This window comes from Comamonas sp. BIGb0152 (assembly GCF_024809975.1).
Classification (GTDB): domain Bacteria; phylum Pseudomonadota; class Gammaproteobacteria; order Burkholderiales; family Burkholderiaceae_C; genus Comamonas.
The window spans coordinates 21,505-45,709 of record NZ_JANUDY010000005.1 but is presented as its reverse complement, the minus strand read 5'-3'; the positions used below and the strand labels follow the sequence as shown (position 1 = coordinate 45,709).

Here is a 24,205-nt window from a genome sequence, read left to right as displayed (position 1 = left end):
TGCGTTGACATCTTTAGAGGGCTTAGTAACCGGCGGCGATCAGGGCTTCGCGGGTCGGCAAGCCTTCCGAGTCACCCAGAACCTGCACCTGCAGCGCGCCAATCCAGCAGCCGCGCTTGACCGCATCGGCCACCGAGCGGCCATCGAGCAGGCCGCTGATGACGCCCACGGCAAAGGCATCGCCGGCGCCCACGGTGTCCACGACCTTCTCGACCGGGTAGCCGGCCACATAGCCGGTGCCGGCCTGGTCGTCATCGTAGTAGGCACCTTCTTCGCCGAGCTTGACGACGACGAGGCTCGCGCCCTGGTCGCGGTAGAACCGGGCCACCGCTTCGGGTGTCTTGTGGCCCGTCAGCAGCGTGCCCTCGGCCAGGCCGGGGAAGACCCAGTCCGCGCCGGCAGCCAGCGCATTGATCTCGCGGCGCATCGTGGCCTCGTCCTGCCACAGGGTGGGGCGCAGGTTGGGATCGAAGGAGATGGTGCTGCCGGCAGCACGGGCGATTTGCAAGCTGCGCTGGGCGGTGGCCAGGCTGGTTTGCGAGATGGCGGCAAACACGCCGGTGGCGTGCAAGTGGCGGGCAGCGGCCAGCCAGGGCTCGTCGATGTCGGCCGGGGTCATCAGGCTGGCTGCCGAGCCCTTGCGGTGGTATTCCACCTGCGGGTCGCTGCCGTCGTCGCTGCGGCCTTTGATCTGGAAGCCGGTTTTCTGCGCCGGGTCCAGCACCACATGCTCGCAGTGCACGCCTTCGCTCTTCATCTGGTTGATGAGGTAGCGCGCCATCGAATCGGCGCCCAGGCGGCTGGCCCAGTGGGTGTTAAAGCCCAGGCGCGCCAGGCCGGTGGCCACATTGATCTCCGCGCCCGCAATGCGCTTGGTAAAGAACTCGGCGTTCTCCAGCGGGCCGGCGCGGTCGGCAATCAGCAGCATCATCGCTTCGCCAAAGGTGGCGATGTCAAAGGTCTTGGTGGTCATGGCCGTGTCTCTCTTGGGTGTTTGGTGCGGATGGGTAGCAGCGGCTTATCGGGCTTGCAAGGCGGTGGCGTCGCGCAGCACGGCCAGCTCCTGCTGGGTGACTGCCACCAGGTCATCGCCGATCAGCGGGTACTCGATGGCGCGGGGCGCGTCGCTGGGCAGCGCACGCAGAATGGCGCGCCAGGCCGCTGCCGATTCGGCCAGCGGCACTGCCACCCACTTAGCGGGCAGGCGCTGCACGCCCTTGGCATGCACATAGGCCACGCGGCTGCCCAACAGCTGCGCCGCTTGCAGCGCGCATTCGCCCAGGTAGTGCCAGTTGCCCATGTCAAAGGTCATCGGCAGCGGCAGGCCAGCGGCATCCGCAGCGGCAAAAAAGCGCTGCAGTGCTTGCACGGTGCCAGCGGCCGTGGTCTGGTCGTTTTCGATCAGCAAGGTCAGGCCCGCGCCATCGATGGCGCTCTTCAGCGCTGCAAAGCCCTGGGCCGAATGCGCCACCGATTGGCTGGCAAAGCCGCCGATCGACATCTTGAGCCAGGGTGCCCCCAGGGTGTGGCTGGCGGCAATCGCGTGCTGCACGGCGGCGGTGTTCAGGCTGCCGTCCATCGCAAACAGCGGCTGGGGGCAGGAGTAGACCAGGTCCAGCTGGTGCGCGCGGCCATAGGCGGCCAGCGCGGGCAGTTCCTCGGCAGCATTCAGCAGCAGCTCTTCGCGCACTTCATAGCCATTGGCACCTGCGCGGTGCGAGAGCTGGGCAAAGTAGAGCTGGCCGTGGCGGCGCACTTCGGCATTGCCAAAAGAGGTGAGGGAGATCAGCGCGGGCGAGCCGGCGTTTTGCAAAGACAAGGCCATGGTTGTTATGTGTAGTGGCCGTTGGCGCCCGCCGGCCGGGCGGGGCGCTAGCAGCGGTCAATGAAGATGTTTTGCACCGCAAGGCGATGCGGCGTTGGGCGCCCGCGTTGGGACGTCCCGCGCCGCAGCACCATCAATGGTTGCTGAGGATCTGGCCCAGGAACTGCTGGGTCTTGGGGTGTTGGGGGTTGTCAAAGAACGCGGCCGGTGGGCCTTGCTCGATGATCTTGCCGTCGGCCATAAAGATCACCCGGTCGGCCACGCTGCGGGCAAAGCCCATTTCATGGGTCACGCAGAGCATTGTCATGCCGTCTTCGGCCAGGCCGATCATGGTGTCCAGCACTTCCTTGACCATCTCGGGGTCGAGGGCCGAGGTGGGCTCGTCAAACAGCATGATCTTGGGGGCCATGCACAGCGCGCGGGCAATCGCCACGCGCTGCTGCTGGCCGCCCGACAGCTGGCTGGGGTACTTGTGGGCCTGGTCGGGAATGCGCACCCGCGTCAGGTAGTGCATGGCGCGCTCCTGCGCCTCGGCCTTGCTCAGGCCGCGCGAGCGCATCGGCGCCAGCATGCAGTTCTCGACAATCGTCAGGTGCGGGAAGAGGTTGAACTGCTGGAACACCATGCCCACTTCCTTGCGGATGGTGTCGATCGCCTTGCTGTCGCCCGTCAGGTCCGTGCCGTCCACGGTGATCTTGCCCTTTTGGATGGCTTCGAGCCGGTTGATGCAGCGGATCATCGTGGACTTGCCCGAACCCGAGGGGCCGCAGATGACGATACGCTCGCCGGCACGCACGTCGAGGTTGATATCGGTCAGCACCTGGAAGTTGCCATACCATTTCTCGACGCCTTGGAGGCGAATGATGGGTGCTTGCGAGGGGGTCGTCATAAAGCAGTCTTGTCGTGTGTGATGAGCGTTTGCACGAGGCGGGTTTGATGCGCGGGACGGCCAGCTAGGGCCGCCCCGACGCAAAGGCCGTCGTCCCCCTTCCAGGGGGAAGGCGCGCAGCGCCTCAGGGGGTAGCCCGTTCTGGGTTTAGTCCAATTTCGGCAGGTCAGCGCCCAACCACTTTTGGTACAGCTTGTTCAGCTCACCATTGGCGGTGTTCTTGGCGATAAAGGCGTTCACGGCTTCTGCCACTTCGTCCTGGCCGGGGCGCAGGGCGACCGCCATGTTTTGCTGCAGCAGCTGGAACTTGTTCTCGAACTGGCCAGCAGGTGCGCGCTTGGCGATCTGTGCAGCCACGGTCACCGAGCAGCCGATGGCATCGACCTGGCCCGACAGCAGCGCTTGCATGGCGGAGGCGTCGTCGTCAAAGCGGCGGATTTGCGTGCCTTCCGGCGCAGCCTTGGTGACGGCCACGTCCTGGGTGGAGGCACGGGCCACGCCCACGCGCAGGCCCTTGAGTTGCTCGGGGCCCTTGATGGCGGTCTTGGTCGCGCCGTACAGCACGATCGAAGCGGCCGAGTAAGGCTTGGAGAACAGCACCTGCTTGGCGCGCTCAGGCGTGATGGCCAGCGAGGCGATCAGCATGTCGACCTTGTTGGTCAGCAGGAAGGGGATGCGGTTGGGGCCGGTCACGGGCACGATCTCGGCGGTCACGCCCCATTCCTTGGCCAGCAGCTTGGCCACATCGGCGTCGTAGCCGTCGGGCTGGTTGCTGGTGTTCAGGATGCCGTAGGGCGGGAAGTCCACCAGCATGCCGATGCTGATCTTGCCCTTTTTCTTCAGATCGGCCAGCGACTGGGCCGATGCGGTCAGGGGCAACAGGGCGCTGGCAGCCAGGGCGGCAGCAGCGGAGGTGAAAGTGCGGCGGGAAATCTGCATGCTCATGTCTCCTAGTAGAAATATCAACCGACAACCAAAAATGTTCAACGGGCCAGGGCCTTGGCCTGGCGCTTCTCAAGGCGGCCAGCCCACAAGGACAGCGGCCAGCACAGGATGAAGTAAACGGCACCGACGACACCGAACACCAGCATGGGCTGGAAGGTGGCGTTGTTGATGATCTGGCCGGCGCGCGTGATCTCGGTAAAGCCGATGATGGCCGCCAGCGAGGTGCCCTTGATGATCTGCACTAGGTAGCCCACGGTGGGGGCCACGGCAATCTTCATGGCCTGGGGCAGCACGACGGCGCGCATGCGCCAGAAGTAAGACAGCGACAGCGCCTCGGCCGCTTCCCACTGGCCGCGTGGCACCGCCTGGATGCAGCCCCTCCAGATCTCGCCCAGGAAGGCGCCGCTGTTCAGAATCAGCGCAGCAGCCGCCGCCACCCAGGGGTTGATCTCAAAGCCCAGAATGGGCGCGCCAAAGAACACCAGGAACAGCTGCAGCAGCAGCGGCGTGCCCTGAAAAATCTGGGTGAATGCCGTGGCAATGCCGCGTGCCAGGCCGTTCTCGGAGGTGCGCGACAGCGCAATCACCAGGCCCACCAGGGCACCGCCAATAAAGGCGATCAAGGACAGGGCCACGGTCCACTTGGCCGCTTCCACGATGAACCACAACTCGGGCCAACCAAAAGTACGCATTTCTTGTTCTCCGAGTTCAGCGACGGTCTGGGTAGTTCAGCGCCATCTGGTAGATGAGCTTGAACAGCAGGTTGAAGGCCAGCGACAGCAGCAGGTAGATGACGGCCACCACGATGTAGACCTCAAAGCTGCGGAAGGTCTCGGACTGGATGTTGGCGGCCACCGAGGTCAGGTCGTCGGCCGAGATCACCGACACCACGGCCGAGCTGAGCATCAGCAAGATGAACTGGCTGGTGAGCGCCGGGTAGATGGTCTTGAGCGCGGGCTTGAGGATCACAAAGCGGAAGATTTCCCAGCGTTTCAGATCCAGCGCCAGGCCGGCTTCGATCTGGCCCTTGGGGATGGATTCGATGCCGGCGCGGATGATCTCGGTCGCATAGGCGCCCAGGTTGACCACCATGGCCACCAGCGCGGCGGTTTGGGGCGACCAGCGCAGGCCCACGGCCGGCAGCGCAAAGAAGAAGAAAAACAACTGCACCAAAAAGGGCGTGTTGCGGATCAGCTCGATATAGGCATTGATGACAAAGCGCAGCGGCGCCGGGCCCGAGGTCTTGCCCCAGGCGCAGACGATGGCAACGGCCAGGCCTATGATCATGGCGAGAAAAGACAGCTGGATGGTCACCCAGGTGCCCTGCAATAGCTGCGGCCAGGCTGCCAGGACCTGGTCGAATTGGAACGTGTAGTTCATGGCGATGCGGCGCGTTTGAAACCGGTTTCAGTAGCGCCGCAGTTTAGCGCAAGGTTACGGATCGATTACTAGGGTTTGCCCTAGTTTGGTGCGTATACCCTTTTTTGTTTGTTAAAAATCAAACGCTTGGCGATTTTGTCGAGCCGCGCACAATGATGGTGCCTGGTAACTCGACTGTGCGCGCGGGGCTTTGCAGGCCCTGGATGCGCTCGATCAGGCAGCTGGCGGCCGCCTGGCCCAGCGCATCGGTGGGCTGGGCCACGGTGCTCAGGCCCGGGCCCACCAGGGCGGCCCAGTCGGTCTCGTCCACCCCTATGATGCCCAGCTCGCGCCCGGGCACCCAGCCCAGCGCATGCACGGCCGTGGCCACACGCAGGCTGGCCACCGCATTGCCGGCCAGCACGGCCGGGTGGCGGCCGGCTTGCTGTGCCTGATCGCGCCATTGCTGCAGGTGCTGCTGCAGGGCGATGGTGTTGTGCGGGGTGCTTTCCCACACACTGCCCTGCATGGCCGCCGGCTGGCCGCGCCCGGTGCTGCCTTGGCCTTGCAGGTAGCGGGCAAAGGCCTGCTGGCGCGCGGTGCGCGAGCTGACATCGGCAATCGGCTCGGTCACCAGCAGCACCTCGTCAAAGCTTTGCTGCTGCAGGTGGTCCATCGCGATCTGGATCACGCCGGGGTTGTCCACGGTCACAAAATCGGCGTCCAGCCCTTCCTGAAAGCGGTCCACCAGCACGATGGGCTTGCCGTGCAGCTGCGCGTCCTGCCAGAGCTGGGCGCTGGTGTCCACGCGGTTCAGGATCATGCCGTCGAGCTGGTAGGCCGACAGCGCATGCATGGCATCGCGCTCGCGCCCGGCCTCATTGCCCAGGTTGAACAGCACCAGCAGGTAGCCGGCGGCCTGGCAGGCTTTTTCTGCGCCCTGCAGCACCGCGACCGAGAAAGGGTTGGTCACATCGGCCACCGCCAGGCCGATGAGGCGGGTGCGGCCATGCTTGAGCGCCTGGGCCATCGGGCTGGGCCGGTACTGCAGGCTGGCAATGGCCAGCTCCACGCGCTTGGCCATGTCGGGGGTGAGGATGTCGGTGCGGCCATTGAGGTAGCGCGACACCGTGGCCTTGGAGACCTGGGCGGCCAGTGCCACATCGGCAATCGTGGCCCGGGCCTTGGCGGGCGCAGCAGGCTTGGCTGCGCCAGGCGGGCAGGGGCGCGAAGGAGTGGCGGGGGGCACAGGCTTGGGCACGGGGCGGTCCAGGGTGGTCGTTACGGTAGCGATGGTAGCGCCGAACGGCCCCAGCGCTGCCCAGGCATGCCCGCATGGCGGCTGGCGCAGTCTCAAAGGCGCGGGCCGGATGTGACCAGCCGCGATGCTGAGGGCACAGGGTTTTCACCAGGCTCAGCACCCCCCGGTTGTCGGCCTTCTCCGACTTTTGCCCTGTGGATAATTTTGTGCAATGTTGGCGTCGTTGCGCGAGAAACTCCCTGCAATCTCCCTCTAGAGAAGAAATGCACACCGGGAAGCCGGTTTCTGTGGATAAGTTAATTTCATAGCAACTTAGTCAAGTGCTGTGTGGGCGTTGAGGAGGCAGTCGATGAAGGCCTGCGCCACACGGCTCGGCGCGGGCGATAAGCGCCACATGGCCACGAATTGGCACCGGTAATGGAAGCGTTCTGGCCGCACAGCCCGCATCAAACCTTGGTTTTCAAAACTGGCCGCATAGTGGTCCGGCAGAAATCCCAAAAAACACCCGGACAAAATCAAGGTGGCAATCGATTCCTGGTCAAAACCTGTGGCCGTGCGTGGCAGGCGCACGCTGTGGCTCAGCTCCATATTGGGTGAGTGGTAGCCCAGGCCGGCAAAGGGGTAGCTGCGCAGCTGCTCCCAGTCCAGGTCTTCATGCGCCTGCTCCCACAGGCCATGGCCGGCGGCGCAGTACAGCTGCATGTTCTCGGCAAACAGATCGCGGTAGACCAGGCTGGCCGAGCTGCGGTGCGCCGGGATGATGCCCACATGAAAGCGCCCATCCATCAGGCCGCGCTCAATCGCGTTGATCGAGCTGACATGCAGCTGCAGGTTCACATCCGGCGCCTGCCCGTGGAACTGCGCAATCGCGCGGTGGATCTGGGCCTGCGGGTTGCTCACCGTTTTGTCAAAAATGGCGATCTCCAGATTGCCGCCCATGCGGGCGTGGATATCGTCAATACGGCTGCGGAACAGATCCACGCCGCCCAGCAGCTGCAAGGTGGCCTCGTAGACCTGGTGGCCCTCCGGCGTCAGCGCAAAGCCCGCGCGCCCGCGCCGGCACAGTACCATGCCCAGGCGAGTCTCCAGGTCCTTCATATGGCGGCTCAGGGTGGACGTGCCGATATTGAGCTCCAGCTCAGCGGCCGACATGCCCCCGCACTCCACCACGCTCTTGAAGACTTGCAGCAGCCGCAAATCCATATCGCTGAGCTGGCCCAGCACCGCGCGGGCGCGGCGGGCCGCTGCTGGGGGGTGGGGCGGGGAGGCAAACACGGGAGGGCGGGCAGGCATCCGCATAGCTTAGCGGCTTTGGGTGCTGCCGCCCTTGGTGTTTACAGAACGTGTTTAACGCACACCCACCGTTGCGCCACGGAAGAGTTTGCTGAACTCACGCGGCTGGCTGCGCCAGTACTGGCGTGGCGCATCCACCTGCGCGCCCAGGCTGGCGGCCGCATGCCAGGGCCAGCGCGGGTCGTACAAGGCAGCGCGGCCAATGGCGACGGCATCGGCCTGGCCCGAGGCCACAATGTGCTCGGCCTGTGCAGGCTCGGTCACCAAACCGACGGCAATCGTGGTCAGGCCCGTGGCCTGTTTGATGGCCTCGGCAAAACCCACCTGGTAGCCCGGCTGCACGGGGATCTGCTGGGCGGTCGACAGCCCGCCCGAGGACACATGGATGGCGCTGCAACCCAGCGCCTTCAGCCCCTGGGCCAGCGCGATCGAGCCATCGATATCCCAGCCGCCCGGCGCCCAATCCGAAGCCGAGATGCGCACCCACACCGGCTTGGCGGCGGGCAGGGCTGCGCGCACGGCGGCAAATACCTCCAGCGGGTAGCGCAGGCGGTTTTCCCGGCTGCCGCCGTAGGCATCGGTACGGGTGTTGGATAGGGGCGAGAGGAACTCATGCATCAAATACCCATGGGCCATGTGGATCTCGATGCCATCAATGCCCAGCGCATCGGCCGCCTTGGCTGCGGCCACAAACGCGTCCTTCACCTCTGCGAGCTCGGTAGGGGTCATCTCGGCAGGAGGCACCTCACCCGCCGCATGGGCAACGGCCGAAGGCGCCTGCGCCACCCAGCCCCGGGGCGCATCAGGCGCAATCTGCGCAGCGCCTTCCCAAGGCAGATGGCTGGATGCCTTGCGGCCCGCATGGGCCAGCTGGATAGCGACCGGAATGTCCGAGAGCTTGCGCAGCGACCCCATCAGCCGCCCCAGCGCCTGCTGGTTGTCAGCGGAATAAATGCCCAGATCCGCATCGGTAATGCGCCCCACCGCCGACACCGCCGTGGCCTCCAGCACCAGCATGCCCGCGCCCGACACGGCCAGGCTGCCGTAGTGCATCAAATGCCAGTCATTGGCATTGCCCTCTTGCGCCGAGTACTGGCACATCGGCGCGATGACGATGCGGTTGGGGAGGGTGAGCTGAGATAGCGTGAGTGGCTGGAAGAGCTGAGATGGGGCTGCGTTGCTGGCGGCGGCAGGCGTGGCCAGCGAAGGGTCGGTGGTTCTTTGCATGGGTGGGTGTCTGTTGGGTCAATGCGCTGCGGATGTGGATGATCCTGTGCGTCCAAGGTTGCGCAGGGAGGATGTATCGACAGGTTGCTGGAACGGGGTACAGCGTAGTCCTATATTCGGATCTGGGTACTGTGGGGGATAGGAAAGGGTTGACCTGTTGGGGACATGCGCTTCGACGAGCTGCGCGACTCAAGCCTAGTCGCCACCGCACTGGGCAGCAAACGCCGCATGCTCTGCGCCACCCCCAGATACTTGGCCCAACACCCCGAGCCCCGCGTACTGAGCGACCTGGCCCAGCACCAGTGCGTCACCACCACCGAACTGCAACCCTGGACCTTCCAAACCGACCAACAGGAGCGCACCCTGCGCGTAGCTGGCCGCCTCACCGTCAACTGCATCGAAGGCATCCACGACGCTGCATGGCCGGCGCCGGCATTGCGCTGCTGTCGAGCTGGTACACGGCGGAATACCTGCATTCAGGCCGCCTGGTCACCATTGCGCTGGAGGATGCACAGCCCAAGGAGCTGGCGGTATGGGCGGTGTACCCGGCGCGGCGGCAGGTGCTGTCTAAGGTGAGGGTGTTTGTGGAGGGTCTGGGGGGTGAGCGTTGAGTGCGATGGAAAAATTGGCTGCGGATGAGTATTTGGTTTGAGTGGAACATAGGCCTCTAGTGGATTCCGTCATTCCACGTTGCGCGCCGAGAGTCTGTGACGTTGAAACGAGGCGATGATGCGGCCCCAGGCAGGGTGGCTAATAACAAGCTAGTTGGCTTCTAATCTCAGGACGCACTAAGGGATTTTTCGATTTGTGGTGCATGCAAATTAGGCTCAAAAATAAATTTCATTGCAACAATTACTGTATTTATGTACAGTACTTGATGGTCATTCTAGCCTTCTCCTCATGCGCTCCCAAAGAGAGAGTCATCTCATCGTGAAATACGCCCTTTTGCCCTATCTAACTGATTGGCTCCCAGACAGATTGCTTTACAAGCAACTATTTGTATCTAACAATGCGAAAATCACACACCGCATGGCATCTTTATTTATCGTCTACAGCGGTAGCAATCTGGGAGCATCGTTTGCGCACAAGGCCAATCACTTTAGACGGCATTCGCCAAAATACATCCTCACTGCTTGTCTTGAAAGCAGTGATCATCCGCATCTCCGTTCCGAATCTCGGCTAAGCACCAGCGGTAACTCAAGCGTGTTTCATACTTCCTACGGCGCATTCGATGGAACCAGCTGGGAGCGGCTGTGTCAGTTGGTCTTCAAGCGCAAGTTCACTGACGATGGCTATACCCACATTCCTGCTACTCCCGGCGACTACGGCTTGGAGGGTTTCACTAAGACCACAGGTTGTGGGTATCAATGCTACTGCCCAGATAAGGTCTACCCGTCAAAAGATCTCTATGAGAAGCAGAGGGACAAAATAACGACAGATCTGAAGAAGCTTCAGACTAACGCGATTGACCTGACAAAGGTGTTGGGCACGACTAAGCTGCGGCGCTGGCATCTAGTGACACCAATCATCGCCCACAACGACCTTATCAAGCATGCACAGGCGAAGGAAGCGGAGGTTCGTGGGTGGGGTCTGCCAATTCTGACTCCCGACTTCCAGGTGTTGGTCCATGATGCAGATCACTACGCAACTGAGATTCAGGAAATCAAGATTGCTGTCGGTCAGGCTTTGGATTTTGGCAGCCTGCCTGCGGTCTTACCCGACCTGAGCGACGATTCAGAGACATACGAGAAAAACATCATGCGCAAGACGCGAACGCGACTCGCGCAGACTCCTGCTGGCAAACTGGAAGGTCGGGTTGCTCGCCTTTACGCAAAGACCTTGCGAGAGTTCCTTGATCATGGCCCCTACCTTAAACGGATGAACGACACTGCACCAACCGTTCATTCAAGGCTTGCCCGGCTCATCAACGGATATGAGGCCGAAGTCGATGAGCGGTGCTTTACTTGGGAAGGAACCCCCCAAGAGCTGACGGATAAGATTCGCGATGGACTTACCGCGCGTATCGTCAGGGAGCTAGCTCCCTCTATTGGCGAAACTGATGCCGCAGATATCGCTCGCATGATCGTGGCAAGGTGGATTGCGGTTTGCGAGGTGGACTATGACTGAAGTCGCCGCTGCCGAGCCTAGACGTTTGCGCTTCGTCCGCCGGCCGTCTCCAGTGCTAGTGGAGCACAGGCCCCTATACAAGATCACGCAGCTACTTTTGGTTCTCCAAATGTCATCTCGGGGAGGTAAATCAACGCTGCCGCGCTTGCATCTGTTTAATTGGGCGTTGAAGAGTCCTGACCGAATTCAGAAGCTAGTCGACGCTGCCAAGGCCAACGTATTAAATATGACTGCGTGGGGCTTCGATCCCGCTCTTGCTATTGCCATTAGATTTGCAGTGGCAGAAGACCTAGTCGAGACCACTTCAACCGGGTACCAATTGACCGAAAAAGGCCGAGCCTTCATTGCCGAAGTCCTCAAGGATTCCGACGCCTTTGGGCCTGAGCGCAAGCTTTTGGCGCAAATAGGTAAGGACATAACAGAAGGCATGGTAGACAAAGTTGCGAAGGGATGGGAATCGGCATGAAGATCAGAGCCGTAAAGCTAAGAATCACTACCGCCCAAGGCGAATTCGGATTCAAATTTGAATTCAGCCGCGGCCTAACAGTCATCCGGGGTAGTAATTCAAGCGGGAAGAGTACCCTGTACAACACTCTCATCTATGGGCTAGGGATGGAGGAGCTCATTGGCGGCAAGGGTGAGAAGGTGTTGAATTACGCAGTCAAAGAGTATTTCGTTCAAGACGATAGCCGCGTCAATGTGGAGAGCTCAGAGGTCTTTGTAGAACTGGAGAACACTTCTGGGCGCAGTGTCACGCTGCGGCGAGCAATTCGAGATTCGGTGCGCCAGTCCAAGCTGATGGAAATTTTTGACGGAGCCCATCTCACGGAGTGCACCGAACTCGGTACACCGCGGCCGACGTACCTTTTTGACCCTGGCAGCGCTCAGAAGCAGGAAGGATATTTCCAGTTCCTAGAGGGCTTTATGGGCTTCCAACTACCACAAGTTCCGGCGACGAATGGCAGCTTGGTCAAGTTGTATCTGCAGACGATCTTCGCCGCGCTGGCTGTGGAACAGAAGCGCGGGTGGACTGACTACATTGCCAATATCCCGTTCTTCGGTATTCGCGACGCACGAATTAGGGTCACCGAATTCCTGCTTGGACTAGGAGTATTTGAGCGGCAGGCTAAAAGAGCAGCACTCGATGCTGACTCTATGTCGATTGACTCTGACTGGCGTAAGGCCTACGACATTCTGCGGCAGGCAGCAAATACAAACGGCATCGTCATTGAAGGCATATCCGCCACCCCAGTCTCTAGGTTTGACCCCAATACTGTGATGCTCGTGAAGTCCGATGGTAAGACCAAGACCACTCTGCTAGATCGGGTCGGCAATCTCCGCGCTGAGCACAATGCACTGGGCGAGAAAGCGGATGCATATGGGAAGGCCTCTGGCGCAGAGGCTCTTCAAGAACTCGAGGCTACCTCCAATGAATTGCAACGGCTCAGCGTGCTACATGAACGAGCGACCACAAATCTGACCCTACAGAGAGCTGCGCTGGATGAGCTGCGCCTCCTTCTGGCAGAGGCCAGTGAAGACCTGGAGCGAAACAAGACTGCTTTGAAACTCCGTAATCTTGGCGCTCAAATGGAGGTTGAGGTCGCAACAGATCATTGCCCAACTTGCCATCAATCGGTTCACGACACGCTATTACTCGGCATCGTGACAGGTCCGCAGATGGACCTCAACACTAACATTGCCTATCTCGACAGTCAGCGGAGGATGCTACAGAACCAAATCAACGGGGCAGTAGAAGAAATTCGCCAGTCTGAAATTACCGTATCTGACGTAGCTACACGTCTAGCAGCCACTCATGACTACCGCAATTCACTGCGCGGCGATGTGAGCACCGGCGTGGCGGAATCTCGCGCAATCGTTCGTCGACAGATTCAGATTGAACTGGAACTATCGAACTTGCAAGCCTTCAACACTCAGGCCGGGGTTCTTATGCTTACCTTTGGAGAGATTGCTGCACGTTTGGCCGCAAATCAAGCGGGCAGGCGAGCGCTTCCAAAAGAGTCCTACAGCGATGCTGATATGTTAAGAATCTCGCTGTTCGAGAAATACTTCAGAAGCAATGCCAGTTCGTTCGGATATGAAAGCGCAGATATTGCCGACATTCGGATCAGTTTGGACACTTTGACCCCCATCCTTTCTGAGCTAGAACTTCGAGAAATTGTTCGTTCCAAGTTGCAAGAGACAAGCCTAACTGCTGACTCAAGCGCGAGCGATTTCGTCCGCCTCATCTGGAGTTACTTGCTGGCCTTGTACCAAACGTCTGCGACTGCGGGATTCGAAGGGCAGCATCCAGGATTCCTGCTGATGGATGAGCCTGGCCAGCATTCGATGCGCTCAGCCAGTCAGCGCGCGCTACTGCAGCAGCTAATCGGTCAGCGCGGCCTGCAGGCCATTATTGCAGCGTCGTTTGATGAGGACGAGTCGGTCTTTATGACGGCAACAGCTGGACTTAATTTTCAGTTGATCCAATGGGAAGGCAAGGTTATACAGCCTCTAAACGCATGAGCAAAATCAGCCTACCCCAAGCCACATCCGCCATGCCCGCCCTCCTCCTAATAGACATCCAACAATCCCTCTGCACCGGCCCCAACGCCGCATGGGATTGCCCCACCCTGATCGCCCGCATCAACCAGGTCACCACCGCCGCGCGCCAGGCCAACACCCCCATCATCTGGGTGCGCCACGCCGAGCCTGGCCTGTAAGCGGGCACGCCCGGATGGCAGCTGGCCGAGGGTCTGCAGGTGGACAGCGCTGACCTAACCCTGGACAAAACCACCGGGGATGCGTTCTGGAAAACCGACCTGCTGCCCATGCTGCAAAACCTGGGCGTGCAGGAACTGGTGATTGGTGGGATGCACACGGAGTACTGCGTGGATGTGACCACGCGCGCCGCGCTGCGCCATGGCTACCCGGTGGTGCTGCTGGCGGATGCGCACACTACCTGCGGCAATGCCGCCGTCACGCCCCAGCAGGTGATTGCGCATCACAACATTACCCTCAGCAGCACCAGCAGCTTTGGCCCGCGTGCGCGGCTGCAGACGGCGCAGCAGTGGGCGGATTCGGTCAGCCAGACTTGAGAAACCGGGCTTGGGTGGGGTTAGCTCAAGGCGCTAGGGAGGAATTCTAGCTCCCAAAGTGGGAGCAGCCCAGCCCAGTGCACGCTGGCGCTGCACCGATGTCGTCCATGCTTGGCCACTGTCAAGCGCGCAGATCGCATATGGATCTGCGCATTCCTCAGTTGGAGTAGCAGCTTGCAACCTGCACAGTGCAAGCAGGCCCTGCCGTGATGGCAGCCGTTTCTCCCATGTACTGAAGGACTGACACAGCATGACTATCCGCACAGCAGCGCCTTGGCGCGTTTTGATTGCCAGCACCATCGCGGCAACCGTTTGGGGCGCTAGCCCTGCTTTTGCCAACACGCCGCAAGCGGTGCCTGCGGGCGCGCTGGTCAGCACCGAATGGCTGGCTGCCAACCTGCAGCGGCCCGATGTGCGGGTGATCGAGGTGAGCGTGAACCCGGGGCTGTATGAGCGGGCGCATATTCCGGGGGCGGTCAATTTCTCCTGGCACAACGATCTGAATGACAAGGTGCGCCGCGACATTGTCAGCAAGGAGGCGTTTGAGCAACTGCTCTCCAAGGGCGGCGTGGGCGACAACACCACCGTCGTGCTTTATGGTGATACCAACAACTGGTTTGCGGCCTGGGGCGCCTGGGTGTTTGATGTTTATGGGGTCAAGAACGTCAAGCTGCTCGATGGAGGCCGCAAGAAGTGGGAGGCCGAGAACCGCACGCTGAACAACCGTGCGCCGGACTACGCCGCCACCACCTACCGCGTGGGGAAGGTCAACACCGATTTGCGCGCCCGCCTGGGCGATGCGCTGGCGGCAGTAGAGGGCAAGGGCGCCACGCAGCTGGTGGATATTCGCTCGGCCGATGAATACCAGGGCAAGGTGTTTGCGCCTGCGGGTGTGCCCGAGCTGGCTGTGCGTGCGGGCCATATTCCCGGCGCGGTGAATGTGCCTTGGGGCAAGGCGGTCAATGAGGATGGCACCTTCAAATCGCGGGCCGATCTGCAAAAGCTCTATGCCGATGCCGGTATCGACGGCAGCAAGCCGATCATCACCTACTGCCGCATTGGTGAGCGCAGCAGCCACACCTGGTTTGCGCTCAGCAAGATCCTGGGCTACCAGGTGAAGAACTATGACGGCTCCTGGACCGAATACGGCAACAGCGTCGGTGTGCCGATCAACAACCCGGCCGGCACCATCTGGGCAGCGAAATAGACCCACTTTTTAATGCATTGAATGTCTCCGCATGGGCTCGGTCCTGTGTTCACTGCCCGCCTTGCGCGGGCATTTTTTTGATGGAATGCTATGACTGATTCCAGTTGGGGTTTGGGGGCCGGAGGCACCGCTGCCGGGCAGCACGCAGCTGGGGCTGCGAGCGCCTATTGGCAGCCGGTGGCAGCGGCTGTCCTGCTGCTGGCGCTGTGGCCATTGCAGCAGGCCTTGCTGCAGCGCGATGGCGGGCGCACCCTCGTGTTTGCATTGGCCATTGGGCTGGCGCTGGGTGTGGTGTTGCAGCGCTCGCGCTTTTGCTTTTACTGCCATGCGCGCGATTGGCTGCAGCGCGATGACCCGCGCGGGATTTTGGCGATCATCTTGGCGCTGGCCGTGGGCGTGGTGGGTATGACGGTAGTGCAAAGCAGCTGGGTGCCCAATCCGCAGGCGGGGCAGTTGCCGCCCGATATGCATATTGGGCCCGTGAGCTGGGTGTTGGTGCTGGCGGGCCTGGCCTTTGGGGCGGGCATGCTCGTGTCGGGCTCTTGCATCAGCGCGCATTGGTACCGGCTGGCAGAGGGCTCGGCGGCATCGCCGTTTGCGCTGCTGGGCACGGCGCTGGGCTTTGCCTTGGGTTTTCAGACCTGGAACCCGCTGTACAGCCTGGCCGTGGCCGATGCGCCTGTCGTCTGGTTGCCGCAGCACCTGGGCTATGGCGGCGCGCTGCTGCTGCAGCTGGGCGTGCTGGCGGCCTGGGCTGCCTGGGTGTGGCAGCGCCATGTGCAGCAGCGCCAGCGCAGCTTGCCGCTGGCGACCGCGCCCATGGCCGCCACATTGGCCGCCCCGCGCAGCCTGCCCGCGCTGTGGCGCAGCCTGTGGCAAGGGCGCTGGAACTATGCCTTGGGCGGCCTGCTGGTCGGCCTGATCGCCACCGCCGCCATTGTGCGCATGCGGCCCTTGGGCGTGACGGCCTTGCTGGGCAGCCAGGTGCGTGGCGCGCTGCAAGGGCAGGGCTGGGTGCCTGATCGGCTCAATGGCCTGGATGGCTTTGCCGGCTGCGCCACCTTGCCTGCTGCGACCTGGGCCACGCCCAATGCGCTGGTGCTGCTGGGCTTGCTGGCCGGCGCGTTTATCGCTGCGTTTGCCAGCCGCCAGTTCCGCCCGAGCCTGCCCACTGGGCGTGATGCCGGCCGGGGTTTGCTGGGCGGTGTGCTGTTGGGCTGGGGGGCCATGACCGGCATTGGTTGCACCGTGGGCACTTTGCTGTCCGGCGGCATGGCGGGGGCGCTCAGCGGTTGGGTGTTTGGCGCGGCCATGCTGCTGATGCTGTGGCTGGGGTTTCGGCTGCAGACCTGGTGGACGAGCCGGGCTTGATGGATAGAGCGGTGATATCGCGCTAAAAGCAGCCGGTTTTCTATGGTGTGGTGGTTTAATGCTATTGATTTGATAGTGCATTGAGCCCCTGCGCCAGTCGGCTGTCATACCCGAGCTGTGGTTTTGGCGCTATATTTCCAGTCGCTTGCCACACCCACGGGATCGACCATGCTTTTAGGCCTTGCCGCCAACCGTTTGCACCACCAGAACGAGGATGCTGCGCTGTTCAGTTTTTTGCGCGCCTGCGAGCAGGGGATTCGGGAGCTGAACATCGGCTTTCATGCGGTGGGCCGCACCTATGACGCGATTGCGGCGGCAGAAATGCTCAAAGGCCACAAGGGCATGGTGCGCTACCCCTATGGGCGCGAAGGCGGTTTGATGAAGCTGGTGGCCGAGGTGGTGGGCATGCCGGGCGACAACCGGGTGCTCGATGGCGCCATCTACCTGATCGACCCGGTGGACCCATCGTCGATTTTCCCCGAGGCGCTGGCTTTGAAGCGCCAGTGCGTGATCCACGGCAAACCTTTTATCTCAACCGCAGCCAGCGCACGCGACTGGGTGGAGATGGAGCGCATCCATGCCGGGCTGGCGCCCGACCGCCAAGCCGACCGCCTGCACGACTATGGCAACCAGACCTTGGCGCTGATTGCCCATGATGCGATGAAGCCGGCGATGCTTGAGTTTTGCGAGCGCAATTTTGCGCTGCTCTCGCGCTACCGCCGCCGCGTGGGTACGGGCACCACCGGCCAAAAGCTCAACGAGCTGGCCTGGAGCAAGGGCTGGCCTGCTGACAAGCCCTGGGTGGACCGCTACAACAGCGGCCCACTGGGGGGCGATGCGCAAATCGCCGACCTGGTGCTGGAGCGCCGCTGCCAGCGCGCGATCTTCTTTGAAGACCCGCATGTGGCACGCCAGCATGAGGCTGATATCCAGCTGCTGGAGCGGGCGGTGACGACCGTGACGCAAGAGGTGGTGTGCATGACATCGCCCGCCGTGGCCCAGCGCTGGTGTGATGCGGCTGCGTTGCGGGCCTAGCCTGTACCGTTTCGGCAGTCAGCGCCTACCCACCTCGTTCATGACCTCGTTGGCCACCTCGACCAGGTTCTCATCGGGATCATAAAAATACAGCGATTGCAGCGGCGCCCTTGCGCCCGTGGCGCGCACCGGCCCCTGCACGATGGCGACCTGCTGGCGCTGCAAATGGGCCGCCACATCGGCCAGCGGCATGGCAGTGCGAAAGCACAGATCGGCCGAACCGGGCGTGGCATGCCGCACATTCGGGTCCACCACGGTGCCCACTTCATGCAGGTTGATCTTCTGCCCGCCAAAGTGCAAAGCCCAGCGCCCGGGCTTGAACTCGCGCGCCTCCATGCCCAGCACGCGCTGGTAGAAGGCAAGGGTCTGCGCAATGCTGGCAACGGTCAGCACCAGGTGGTCGAGCCCTTCGACCAGGGCGGGGGTGGCTTCTGTGGGAGGGATGGAATCGGCGATGGACATGGTGTGGCCTGGAGCTGCAATGCCGCATTGTCGGTGCAGACGCAGCCCGGGCCCTGTCATCCTTATTGCATCGACAGCATGGTGGCCTGCACATAGGTGATTTGCAGCCGGCCATCGAGCATCGCAAACGTCGCGACCTCGTCGCTCACCGAGCTGATGGGCTGGCCTTGCAGCGCGGCGTTTTCGCGCACGGTGGCATAGGCGGTGGCGGTCTTGCCGCCCGGGGCCATCTCCACCCGGGTGTTGCTGCGCTCGTGGGAGTAGCGGCTGCCAGCGGCGATCCAGCTGGCACTCATCAGTTGTAGGTACTCACTTTTGTTCAGGCGCAGCGGCTCGGGCATATCGGCATGGCGCATGTCGATCACGACCTCGGCCTGGGGGGCCAGCCAATGCGCAATGGCGGCGCAGTCTTGTTGTTGCACGGCTTGCTCGACCTTGGCCATGGCCAGGTAGACATCTGCTTCGCTGAGTTTGGAGGAGCAGCCAGCCAGGGAAAGGAGCAGGGCGCTGGCGGCGATGGGGGGGAGGAGGGAGGTTTTCATACTGTGTCAATCAGCCACGTGCTTTCGATTGCTTATGTTTATTGAAAACGAGAGGCTAATGCAAAACACATATCGCTGTCTAATTTTTTTACTTGCGCAAAATAGCAAGTGAGCTTTGATATCTCATTCTTTGAATAAGCATTGACCCGCCCCACAATGGCGTATCAACACCGGTAGCCGCCAGGCGGATTCAAGGAGCAGACATGAGCTTTGTGCAGATTGACGATACGACGGGCAGCACGCAGCTGCGCACCGATGCGGCCTGGCTGGAGGCGCACTGGATGCCCTTTACCGGCAACCGCAACTTCAAGGCCAAGCCGCGCATGATCGTGAGCGGCCAGGGCGCCTACTACACCGATGGCGATGGCCGCAAGATTTTTGACGGCCTCTCGGGCCTGTGGTGCTCGGGCATTGGCCATGGCCGCAAGGAAGTGGCCGAAGCGATTGGCAAGGCCGCCTTGCAGCTGGATTACGCACCGGCTTTCCAGTTTGGCCACCCGGCCTCGTTTGCGCTGGCCAACAAGATCAAGGAACACACGCCAGCAGGACTGGACCATGTGTTCTTTACCGGCTCGGGCTCGGAGGCGGCCGACACCTCGCTGAAGATGGTGCGCGCTTACTGGCGCCTGAAGGGCCAGGCCGGCAAGACGGTGCTGGTGGGCCGCGAGAAGGGCTACCACGGCGTGAACTACGGCGGCATCTCGGTGGGCGGCATTGCCGGCAACCGCAAGATGTTTGGCCAGGGCATTGTGGCCGACCACCTGCCCCACACCCAGCCACCGGCCGGCACCTTCCAAAAAGGCATGTCCGATGAAGGCGGCCGCGCGCTGGCCGACAAGCTGCTCGATGTGATCGCGCTGCATGACGCCAGCAATATCGCTGCGGTGATCGTCGAGCCGTTCTCGGGCTCGGCTGGCGTGGTGATCCCGCCCAAGGGCTACCTGGAACGCATCCGCGAGATCTGCACGCAAAACGGCATTCTGCTGATTTTTGATGAAGTCATCACCGGCTTTGGCCGCTGCGGTGCCTGGACCGGTGCCGAAGCCTTTGGCGTGGTGCCCGACATCATGAACTTTGCCAAGCAGGTGACCAATGGCGCCCAGCCACTGGGCGGCTGCGTGGTCACCAAAGAAATCTACGACACCTTTATGGCCGCTGGCGGCCCCGAGTACATGCTGGAGTTTGCCCACGGCTACACCTACTCGGCCCACCCGGTGGCCTGCGCGGCTGGCGTGGCGGTTATGGACATTCTGGAAAAAGAAGACATGCCCGGCCGCGTCAAGGCGCTGGCGCCGTACTTTGAAAACGCCGTGCACAGCCTGAAGGGTGCCAAGCACATCGCCGACATCCGCAACTACGGCCTGGCGGCGGGCTTTACCATTGCCGCGCTGCCGGGCGAGCCGGCCAAGCGCCCCTATGAGATCGCGATGAAGTGCTGGGAAAAAGGCTTCTACGTGCGCTACGGTGGCGACACCATCCAGCTGGCGCCGCCCTTTATCAGCGAAAAGGCCGAGATCGACCGCTTGATCAACGCCCTGGGCGACGCGCTGGCTGAAACCAACTGACGGTGCGCCCCTGGCTGCTGGCGACGGTGACGCACCGGCCAGCAGCATTTTGCGTTCAGACCCGCGCTATTTCGCCCCCCATTTCGAGACATTTCCAAGAGAGACTTTGATGAACCACGACAAGAATGTGACGGCCACGGTTGGCCATTTGATCGACGGCAAGATCGTGCACGATGGCGGCCGCACGCAGCCGGTGTTCAACCCGGCAACGGGCCAGTCGACGGTGAGCGTGGAGCTGGCCAGCCAGGCCACGGTGGAGGCAGCGATTGCTTCGAGCGAAAAGGCCTTCCCCGCCTGGCGCAATACGCCGCCGCTCAAGCGCGCGCGCATCATGGGCCAGATCAAGCTGCTGCTGGAGCAGAACGCCGACAAGATCGCCGCGATGATCACCGCCGAGCACGGCAAGGTGCTGGCCGATGCGCATGGCGAGCTGCAACGCGGTATCGAGAACGTCGAGTTCGCCAGCTACGCGCCCGAGCTGCTCAAGGGTGAGCACAGCCGCAATGTGGGCCCCAATATCGACAGCTGGAGCGAGTTCCAGGCGCTGGGTGTGACGGCGGGCATCACGCCGTTCAACTTTCCGGCCATGGTGCCGCTGTGGATGTGGCCCATGGCCGTGGCCTGCGGCAACACCTTTGTGCTCAAGCCCTCCGAGCGCGACCCGACCAGCGCGCTGTTCATTGCCCAGCTGGCGCAAGAAGCCGGCCTGCCACCAGGCGTGCTCAACGTCGTCAATGGCGACAAGGAAGCGGTCGATACCTTGCTGAAGGACCCGCGCGTCAAGGCCGTGAGCTTTGTCGGATCGACGCCGATTGCCGAGTACATCTACGGCGAAGGCTGCAAGAACGGCAAGCGCGTGCAAGCGCTGGGCGGTGCCAAGAACCATGCGGTGGTGATGCCTGATGCCGACATCAGCAACGCCGTGACTGCGATGATGGGCGCCGCCTACGGCAGCTGCGGCGAGCGCTGCATGGCCGTGCCGCTGGTGGTGGCTGTGGGTGACGAGGTGGCCGACCAGATGATTGCCGGCCTGAGCGCCGAGATTGCCAAGATGAAGGTGGGCCCGGGCACCGACAACGGCAACGACATGGGTCCGCTGATCACCAAGCCGCATTTCGAGAAGGTCAAGGCCTATGTGGACAGCGGTGTGCAAGAGGGCGCCAAGCTGCTGATCGACGGCCGCAGCCTGCAGGTGGCAGGTCACGAGGACGGCTACTTCCTGGGCCCGTGCCTCTTTGACAACGTGCGCCCCGGCATGAAGATCTACCAGGAAGAGATCTTTGGCCCGGTGCTGGGCATTGTGCGGGTCAAGACCTTGCAGGAGGCGATGGACCTGATCAACGCGCACGAGTACGGCAACGGCACCTGCATCTTCACCCGCGATGGCGAAGCAGCCCGCTACTTCAGCGACCATATTCTGGTCGGCATGGTCGGCATCAATGTGCCGCTGCCCGTGCCTGTCGCCTACCACTCGTTTGGTGGCTGGAAGCGCAGCCTGTTTGGCGATCTGCACGCCTATGGGCCTGACGCCGTGCGCTTTTACACCAAGCGCAAGACCATCACCCAGCGCTGGCCCAGCGCCGGCGTGCGCGATGGCGCGGTGTTCAGCTTCCCCAGCAGCCGCTAAGCCAAGGCTTTAAAAGGCGCTGCAGCAGCCTCCCATCCAACGCGATGGGATCTGCTGCAAGTTGGTGCGTTTCTTGCGAAGCTCAGGGCATTGCCCCCAGCCTTCGCACCATGCGCTCCAACACCGCCTCCCACCTGTTTTCTGAGCCCGCAGCCCTGCCTGCGGCCGCAGCGCCATCGGAAGCGCTTTCCGCATCGGCACCCCCCTCCGACAGCCTCTTCAACCTCTCGCTGGCCAAGGGCCTGCAGGTGCTCTGCGCCTTCAATGCCGCGCACCGCAGCATGACCCTGGCCGAGATTGCGCAGGCCACCGGCATGACCAAGGCCTCGGCCCAGCGCTCGGTGCATACCTTGCAGGCGCTGGGCTACATCGGCAAGCACCCGAGCACACGGCGCTTTGTGCTGCTGCCGCGTGTGGTGGAGCTGGGCTTTAACTACCTGGATGCCCACCCGATGATCAGCGCCGCCCACACCTACCTGGCACAGCTGGCGCGGCAAAGCGGCGAGACGGCGACCTTGTCCGAGCCAGCGGGCACGCACATGGTCTACCTGGCCCAGGTGCTGACGACGCAGCACATCCCCGTGCTGACACCGGTGGGCACCCAGGTGCCCCTGTATGCCAGCAGCTGTGGCCGCGCCTACCTGAGCCAGCTGCCTGCGCAAGAGGCCCGCAAGCGGCTGCAGCAGGCGCCCCTGCCCGCCCGCACCCGCGCCACCTTGACGACGGTGGATGCCGTCATGGAGCGCCTGGCGCTGTGCCAGCAAACGGGCTATGCCACCAACTGCGAAGAGCTGTTTCTGGGCGACATGGGCATTGCCGCGCCGGTCTTCAATGCACGTGGCGTGGTCGTTGGTGCCATCCACCTGGCGCCTCCTACCAGCCGCTGGAACATGGCCGATGCCCAGCAGGCGCTGGCGCCGCTGGTGATTGAATGTGCGCGGGCGGTGTCGCAGTTATTGCCTGCGGACTAAAAAAACGCGGAGCCCGAGCGCTCCACGTTCTTCTACCGCTTTGATGGCTTTCAGCGCCGCATCAAGCCACGCCGGCATGCGCCAGCATCGCATGCAGCAGCACATTGCAGCCAGCGGCCAGGTGCTCGGATTTGGCGTCCTCGATCTCGTTGTGGCTGATGCCGTCCTTGCAGGGCACAAAGATCATCGCGGTGGGCGCGACGCTGTGCACATAGACGGCGTCATGCCCGGCGCCGCTGACGACATCCATATGCGCATAGCCCAAGGTATCGGCCGCGCCGCGCACGCTGGCCACGCAGTCGGGGTGGAAGATGCAGGGCGCAAAGCGCACCACCTGGTCGATAGCCACCTCGCACTGGCACTGGGCGGCCAGCTGCGCAAACGTGCTGCGCATGGCCGCGTCCATCGCATCCAGCCCCGCTTGCGAGAGGTTGCGAAAATCCACGCTGAACTTGACCTGGCCCGGGATCACATTGCGGGAGTTGGGCAGCACCTGCAGATGGCCGACGGTGCCGCGCCCGTGCGGTGCCTGGTCCAGCGCGATGCGGTTGACGGCATCGACCATGCGGGCAGCGGCCAGCATCGCGTCATGGCGCAGGTCCATCGGCGTGGGGCCGGCATGCGCGTCCATGCCGGTGACGCTCACGTCATACCACTGCTGGCCCAGCGCGCCGCTGACGATGCCAATCGGTTTGTCATAGGCTTCCAGCACCGGGCCTTGCTCGATATGCGCTTCAAAGTAAGCCGCAAACGCCCCACCGGGCACATCGCCACAGGCCACATCGCCCAGGTAGCCGATGCGGGCCAGCTCATCGCCGACGGTGAGGCCTGCACCATCTTGTTGCGAGCGGATGTGGTCTGCACCAAAAATTCCCGCAAATGCACCAGAGCCCATCATCACCGGCGTGAAGCGCGTGCCTTCCTCGTTCATCCAAAAGGCCACTTCCAGCGGCGCGACGGTCTGTATGCCGTGGCTGTTGAGCGTGCGTACCACCTCCAGCCCGGCCAGCACGCCGTAGTTGCCGTCGAACTTGCCGCCCGTGGGCTGGGTGTCGATATGGCTGCCGGTGGCCACGGCGCGCGCCTGCGCATCGGTGCCGGGGCGGCGGCCAAACACATTGCCCACTTCGTCCACGCGCACCTGCAGGCCCGCGTCGCGGAACCATTGCACGACCTGGTCGCGGCCGGCCTTGTCTTCATCGGTCAAGGCGATACGGCAGACACCGCCTTTGGGCGTGGCCCCAATCTGGGCGAGGTCCATCAGCGATTGCCAGAGGCGGTGTTCATCAATGCGCAGGCTGTCTATTGGGGTCATGCGGGTACTCCTGAAAGTGAGGCGATCAATGCGCAGACCGTTCGCATAAAGCATGCCAAAAATATCGATGAATCAATCACTTGTATCGT

Annotated in this window: 22 protein-coding genes and 2 pseudogenes; 12 read left to right on the top strand and 12 right to left on the bottom strand. The window is 62.4% G+C overall.

Annotated features, from left to right (window positions below; all coding sequences use genetic code 11):
• Nucleotides 1–22 precede the first annotated feature (22 nt).
• From M2375_RS11215 to M2375_RS11175, 9 genes are all read right to left on the bottom strand, one after another.
• Nucleotides 23–973: a sugar kinase gene (locus tag M2375_RS11215; protein WP_259166304.1), complete on the bottom strand. Its 951-nt coding sequence runs from the start codon at nt 971–973 to the stop codon at nt 23–25.
• 45 nt (nt 974–1,018) lie between these two features.
• Nucleotides 1,019–1,825, bottom strand: coding sequence for a sugar phosphate isomerase/epimerase (locus tag M2375_RS11210; protein ID WP_259166291.1), 807 nt, complete (start codon nt 1,823–1,825; stop codon nt 1,019–1,021).
• A 133-nt stretch (nt 1,826–1,958) separates the two neighbouring features.
• A complete protein-coding gene (locus tag M2375_RS11205; RefSeq protein ID WP_310473173.1) occupies nt 1,959–2,714 on the bottom strand; it encodes an amino acid ABC transporter ATP-binding protein in 756 nt (251 codons plus the stop codon).
• Nucleotides 2,715–2,861: 147 nt separating this feature from the next.
• Nucleotides 2,862–3,653 (bottom strand): transporter substrate-binding domain-containing protein, encoded by a 792-nt coding sequence (locus M2375_RS11200; RefSeq protein ID WP_404979314.1) that lies wholly within the window; start codon nt 3,651–3,653, stop codon nt 2,862–2,864.
• Between the two features lie 44 nt (nt 3,654–3,697).
• The gene (locus M2375_RS11195; RefSeq protein ID WP_259166287.1) at nt 3,698–4,351 is read right to left on the bottom strand and encodes an amino acid ABC transporter permease; all 654 of its coding nucleotides are present in this window, start codon (nt 4,349–4,351) and stop codon (nt 3,698–3,700) included.
• A gap of 16 nt (nt 4,352–4,367) precedes the next feature.
• Complete coding sequence (locus M2375_RS11190) at nt 4,368–5,039, bottom strand: amino acid ABC transporter permease (RefSeq protein ID WP_259166278.1); 672 nt, start codon at nt 5,037–5,039, stop codon at nt 4,368–4,370.
• Between the two features lie 118 nt (nt 5,040–5,157).
• A complete protein-coding gene (locus tag M2375_RS11185) occupies nt 5,158–6,279 on the bottom strand; it encodes a LacI family DNA-binding transcriptional regulator (RefSeq protein ID WP_259166270.1) in 1,122 nt (373 codons plus the stop codon).
• Nucleotides 6,280–6,591: 312 nt separating this feature from the next.
• Nucleotides 6,592–7,572 (bottom strand): LysR family transcriptional regulator, encoded by a 981-nt coding sequence (locus M2375_RS11180; RefSeq protein ID WP_404979313.1) that lies wholly within the window; start codon nt 7,570–7,572, stop codon nt 6,592–6,594.
• A 54-nt stretch (nt 7,573–7,626) separates the two neighbouring features.
• A complete protein-coding gene (locus M2375_RS11175; RefSeq protein WP_259166265.1) occupies nt 7,627–8,799 on the bottom strand; it encodes an NADH:flavin oxidoreductase/NADH oxidase in 1,173 nt (390 codons plus the stop codon).
• A gap of 165 nt (nt 8,800–8,964) precedes the next feature.
• Between M2375_RS11175 and M2375_RS22520 the strand changes: the two are divergent.
• From M2375_RS22520 to M2375_RS11135, 9 genes and pseudogenes are all read left to right on the top strand, one after another.
• Nucleotides 8,965–9,204: pseudogene (locus M2375_RS22520) on the top strand (LysR substrate-binding domain-containing protein); the annotation flags it as partial.
• Nucleotides 9,205–9,218: 14 nt separating this feature from the next.
• On the top strand, nt 9,219–9,410 hold the full coding sequence (locus tag M2375_RS11170) for a LysR substrate-binding domain-containing protein (protein WP_259166255.1): 192 nt from the start codon (nt 9,219–9,221) through the stop codon (nt 9,408–9,410).
• 319 nt (nt 9,411–9,729) lie between these two features.
• Nucleotides 9,730–10,926, top strand: a complete 1,197-nt coding sequence (locus M2375_RS11165; protein ID WP_259166246.1) for a hypothetical protein — start codon at nt 9,730–9,732, stop codon at nt 10,924–10,926.
• Nucleotides 10,919–11,392, top strand: a complete 474-nt coding sequence (locus tag M2375_RS11160; RefSeq protein ID WP_259166244.1) for a hypothetical protein — start codon at nt 10,919–10,921, stop codon at nt 11,390–11,392. Before M2375_RS11165 ends, M2375_RS11160 begins: the two co-directional genes overlap by 8 nt.
• Entirely contained in the window at nt 11,389–13,449 is a 2,061-nt protein-coding gene (locus tag M2375_RS11155) for an ATP-binding protein (RefSeq protein WP_259166231.1), read from the top strand. The genes M2375_RS11160 and M2375_RS11155 overlap by 4 nt, the downstream gene beginning before the upstream one ends.
• Nucleotides 13,413–14,021, top strand: a pseudogene (locus tag M2375_RS11150) (cysteine hydrolase family protein). Before M2375_RS11155 ends, M2375_RS11150 begins: the two are co-directional and overlap by 37 nt.
• Nucleotides 14,022–14,271: 250 nt before the next feature.
• Nucleotides 14,272–15,228, top strand: coding sequence for a sulfurtransferase (locus M2375_RS11145; protein ID WP_259166230.1), 957 nt, complete (start codon nt 14,272–14,274; stop codon nt 15,226–15,228).
• Between the two features lie 90 nt (nt 15,229–15,318).
• Nucleotides 15,319–16,599, top strand: a complete 1,281-nt coding sequence (locus M2375_RS11140; protein WP_259166228.1) for a YeeE/YedE family protein — start codon at nt 15,319–15,321, stop codon at nt 16,597–16,599.
• A 168-nt stretch (nt 16,600–16,767) separates the two neighbouring features.
• Entirely contained in the window at nt 16,768–17,634 is an 867-nt protein-coding gene (locus tag M2375_RS11135) for a methylglyoxal synthase (RefSeq protein ID WP_259166213.1), read from the top strand.
• Between the two features lie 18 nt (nt 17,635–17,652).
• Here the strand turns inward: M2375_RS11135 and M2375_RS11130 are convergent, their stop codons facing one another.
• A complete protein-coding gene (locus M2375_RS11130; protein ID WP_259166211.1) occupies nt 17,653–18,096 on the bottom strand; it encodes a VOC family protein in 444 nt (147 codons plus the stop codon).
• Nucleotides 18,097–18,158: 62 nt separating this feature from the next.
• Entirely contained in the window at nt 18,159–18,638 is a 480-nt protein-coding gene (locus M2375_RS11125; RefSeq protein WP_259166208.1) for a hypothetical protein, read from the bottom strand.
• A gap of 203 nt (nt 18,639–18,841) precedes the next feature.
• Here M2375_RS11125 and M2375_RS11120 point away from each other — a divergent pair, with 203 nt between their 5' ends.
• The 3 genes from M2375_RS11120 to M2375_RS11110 all read left to right on the top strand — a co-directional run bounded on the left by M2375_RS11120 (nt 18,842) and on the right by M2375_RS11110 (nt 22,801).
• Entirely contained in the window at nt 18,842–20,203 is a 1,362-nt protein-coding gene (locus tag M2375_RS11120; RefSeq protein ID WP_259166207.1) for an aspartate aminotransferase family protein, read from the top strand.
• A 109-nt stretch (nt 20,204–20,312) separates the two neighbouring features.
• Nucleotides 20,313–21,830, top strand: coding sequence for a CoA-acylating methylmalonate-semialdehyde dehydrogenase (locus M2375_RS11115; RefSeq protein ID WP_259166206.1), 1,518 nt, complete (start codon nt 20,313–20,315; stop codon nt 21,828–21,830).
• A 110-nt stretch (nt 21,831–21,940) separates the two neighbouring features.
• Nucleotides 21,941–22,801: an IclR family transcriptional regulator gene (locus M2375_RS11110; RefSeq protein WP_259166203.1), complete on the top strand. Its 861-nt coding sequence runs from the start codon at nt 21,941–21,943 to the stop codon at nt 22,799–22,801.
• 61 nt (nt 22,802–22,862) lie between these two features.
• On the opposite strand, the gene M2375_RS11105 is transcribed toward M2375_RS11110, so the two are convergent.
• On the bottom strand, nt 22,863–24,116 hold the full coding sequence (locus tag M2375_RS11105) for a Zn-dependent hydrolase (RefSeq protein ID WP_259166201.1): 1,254 nt from the start codon (nt 24,114–24,116) through the stop codon (nt 22,863–22,865).
• Nucleotides 24,117–24,205: the final 89 nt, after the last annotated feature.

Excerpts from the sequence above, each read along its gene's own strand:
- M2375_RS11210 (WP_259166291.1), bottom strand. The coding sequence starts at position 1,825 with ATGGCCTTGTCTTTGCAAAACGCCGGCTCGCCCGCGCTGATCTCCCTC.
- M2375_RS11125 (WP_259166208.1), bottom strand. The coding sequence starts at position 18,638 with ATGAAAACCTCCCTCCTCCCCCCCATCGCCGCCAGCGCCCTGCTCCTT.
- M2375_RS11170 (WP_259166255.1), top strand. The coding sequence starts at position 9,219 with ATGGCCGGCGCCGGCATTGCGCTGCTGTCGAGCTGGTACACGGCGGAA.
- M2375_RS11140 (WP_259166228.1), top strand. The coding sequence starts at position 15,319 with ATGACTGATTCCAGTTGGGGTTTGGGGGCCGGAGGCACCGCTGCCGGG.
- M2375_RS11110 (WP_259166203.1), top strand. The coding sequence starts at position 21,941 with ATGCGCTCCAACACCGCCTCCCACCTGTTTTCTGAGCCCGCAGCCCTG.
- M2375_RS11105 (WP_259166201.1), bottom strand. The coding sequence starts at position 24,116 with ATGACCCCAATAGACAGCCTGCGCATTGATGAACACCGCCTCTGGCAA.
- M2375_RS11155 (WP_259166231.1), top strand. The coding sequence starts at position 11,389 with ATGAAGATCAGAGCCGTAAAGCTAAGAATCACTACCGCCCAAGGCGAA.
- M2375_RS11175 (WP_259166265.1), bottom strand. The coding sequence starts at position 8,799 with ATGCAAAGAACCACCGACCCTTCGCTGGCCACGCCTGCCGCCGCCAGC.
- M2375_RS11135 (WP_259166213.1), top strand. The coding sequence starts at position 16,768 with ATGCTTTTAGGCCTTGCCGCCAACCGTTTGCACCACCAGAACGAGGAT.
- M2375_RS11180 (WP_404979313.1), bottom strand. The coding sequence starts at position 7,572 with ATGCCTGCCCGCCCTCCCGTGTTTGCCTCCCCGCCCCACCCCCCAGCA.
- M2375_RS11160 (WP_259166244.1), top strand. The coding sequence starts at position 10,919 with ATGACTGAAGTCGCCGCTGCCGAGCCTAGACGTTTGCGCTTCGTCCGC.
- M2375_RS11115 (WP_259166206.1), top strand. The coding sequence starts at position 20,313 with ATGAACCACGACAAGAATGTGACGGCCACGGTTGGCCATTTGATCGAC.
- M2375_RS11215 (WP_259166304.1), bottom strand. The coding sequence starts at position 973 with ATGACCACCAAGACCTTTGACATCGCCACCTTTGGCGAAGCGATGATG.
- M2375_RS11145 (WP_259166230.1), top strand. The coding sequence starts at position 14,272 with ATGACTATCCGCACAGCAGCGCCTTGGCGCGTTTTGATTGCCAGCACC.
- M2375_RS11200 (WP_404979314.1), bottom strand. The coding sequence starts at position 3,653 with ATGCAGATTTCCCGCCGCACTTTCACCTCCGCTGCTGCCGCCCTGGCT.
- M2375_RS11120 (WP_259166207.1), top strand. The coding sequence starts at position 18,842 with ATGAGCTTTGTGCAGATTGACGATACGACGGGCAGCACGCAGCTGCGC.
- M2375_RS11195 (WP_259166287.1), bottom strand. The coding sequence starts at position 4,351 with ATGCGTACTTTTGGTTGGCCCGAGTTGTGGTTCATCGTGGAAGCGGCC.
- M2375_RS11130 (WP_259166211.1), bottom strand. The coding sequence starts at position 18,096 with ATGTCCATCGCCGATTCCATCCCTCCCACAGAAGCCACCCCCGCCCTG.
- M2375_RS11190 (WP_259166278.1), bottom strand. The coding sequence starts at position 5,039 with ATGAACTACACGTTCCAATTCGACCAGGTCCTGGCAGCCTGGCCGCAG.
- M2375_RS11205 (WP_310473173.1), bottom strand. The coding sequence starts at position 2,714 with ATGACGACCCCCTCGCAAGCACCCATCATTCGCCTCCAAGGCGTCGAG.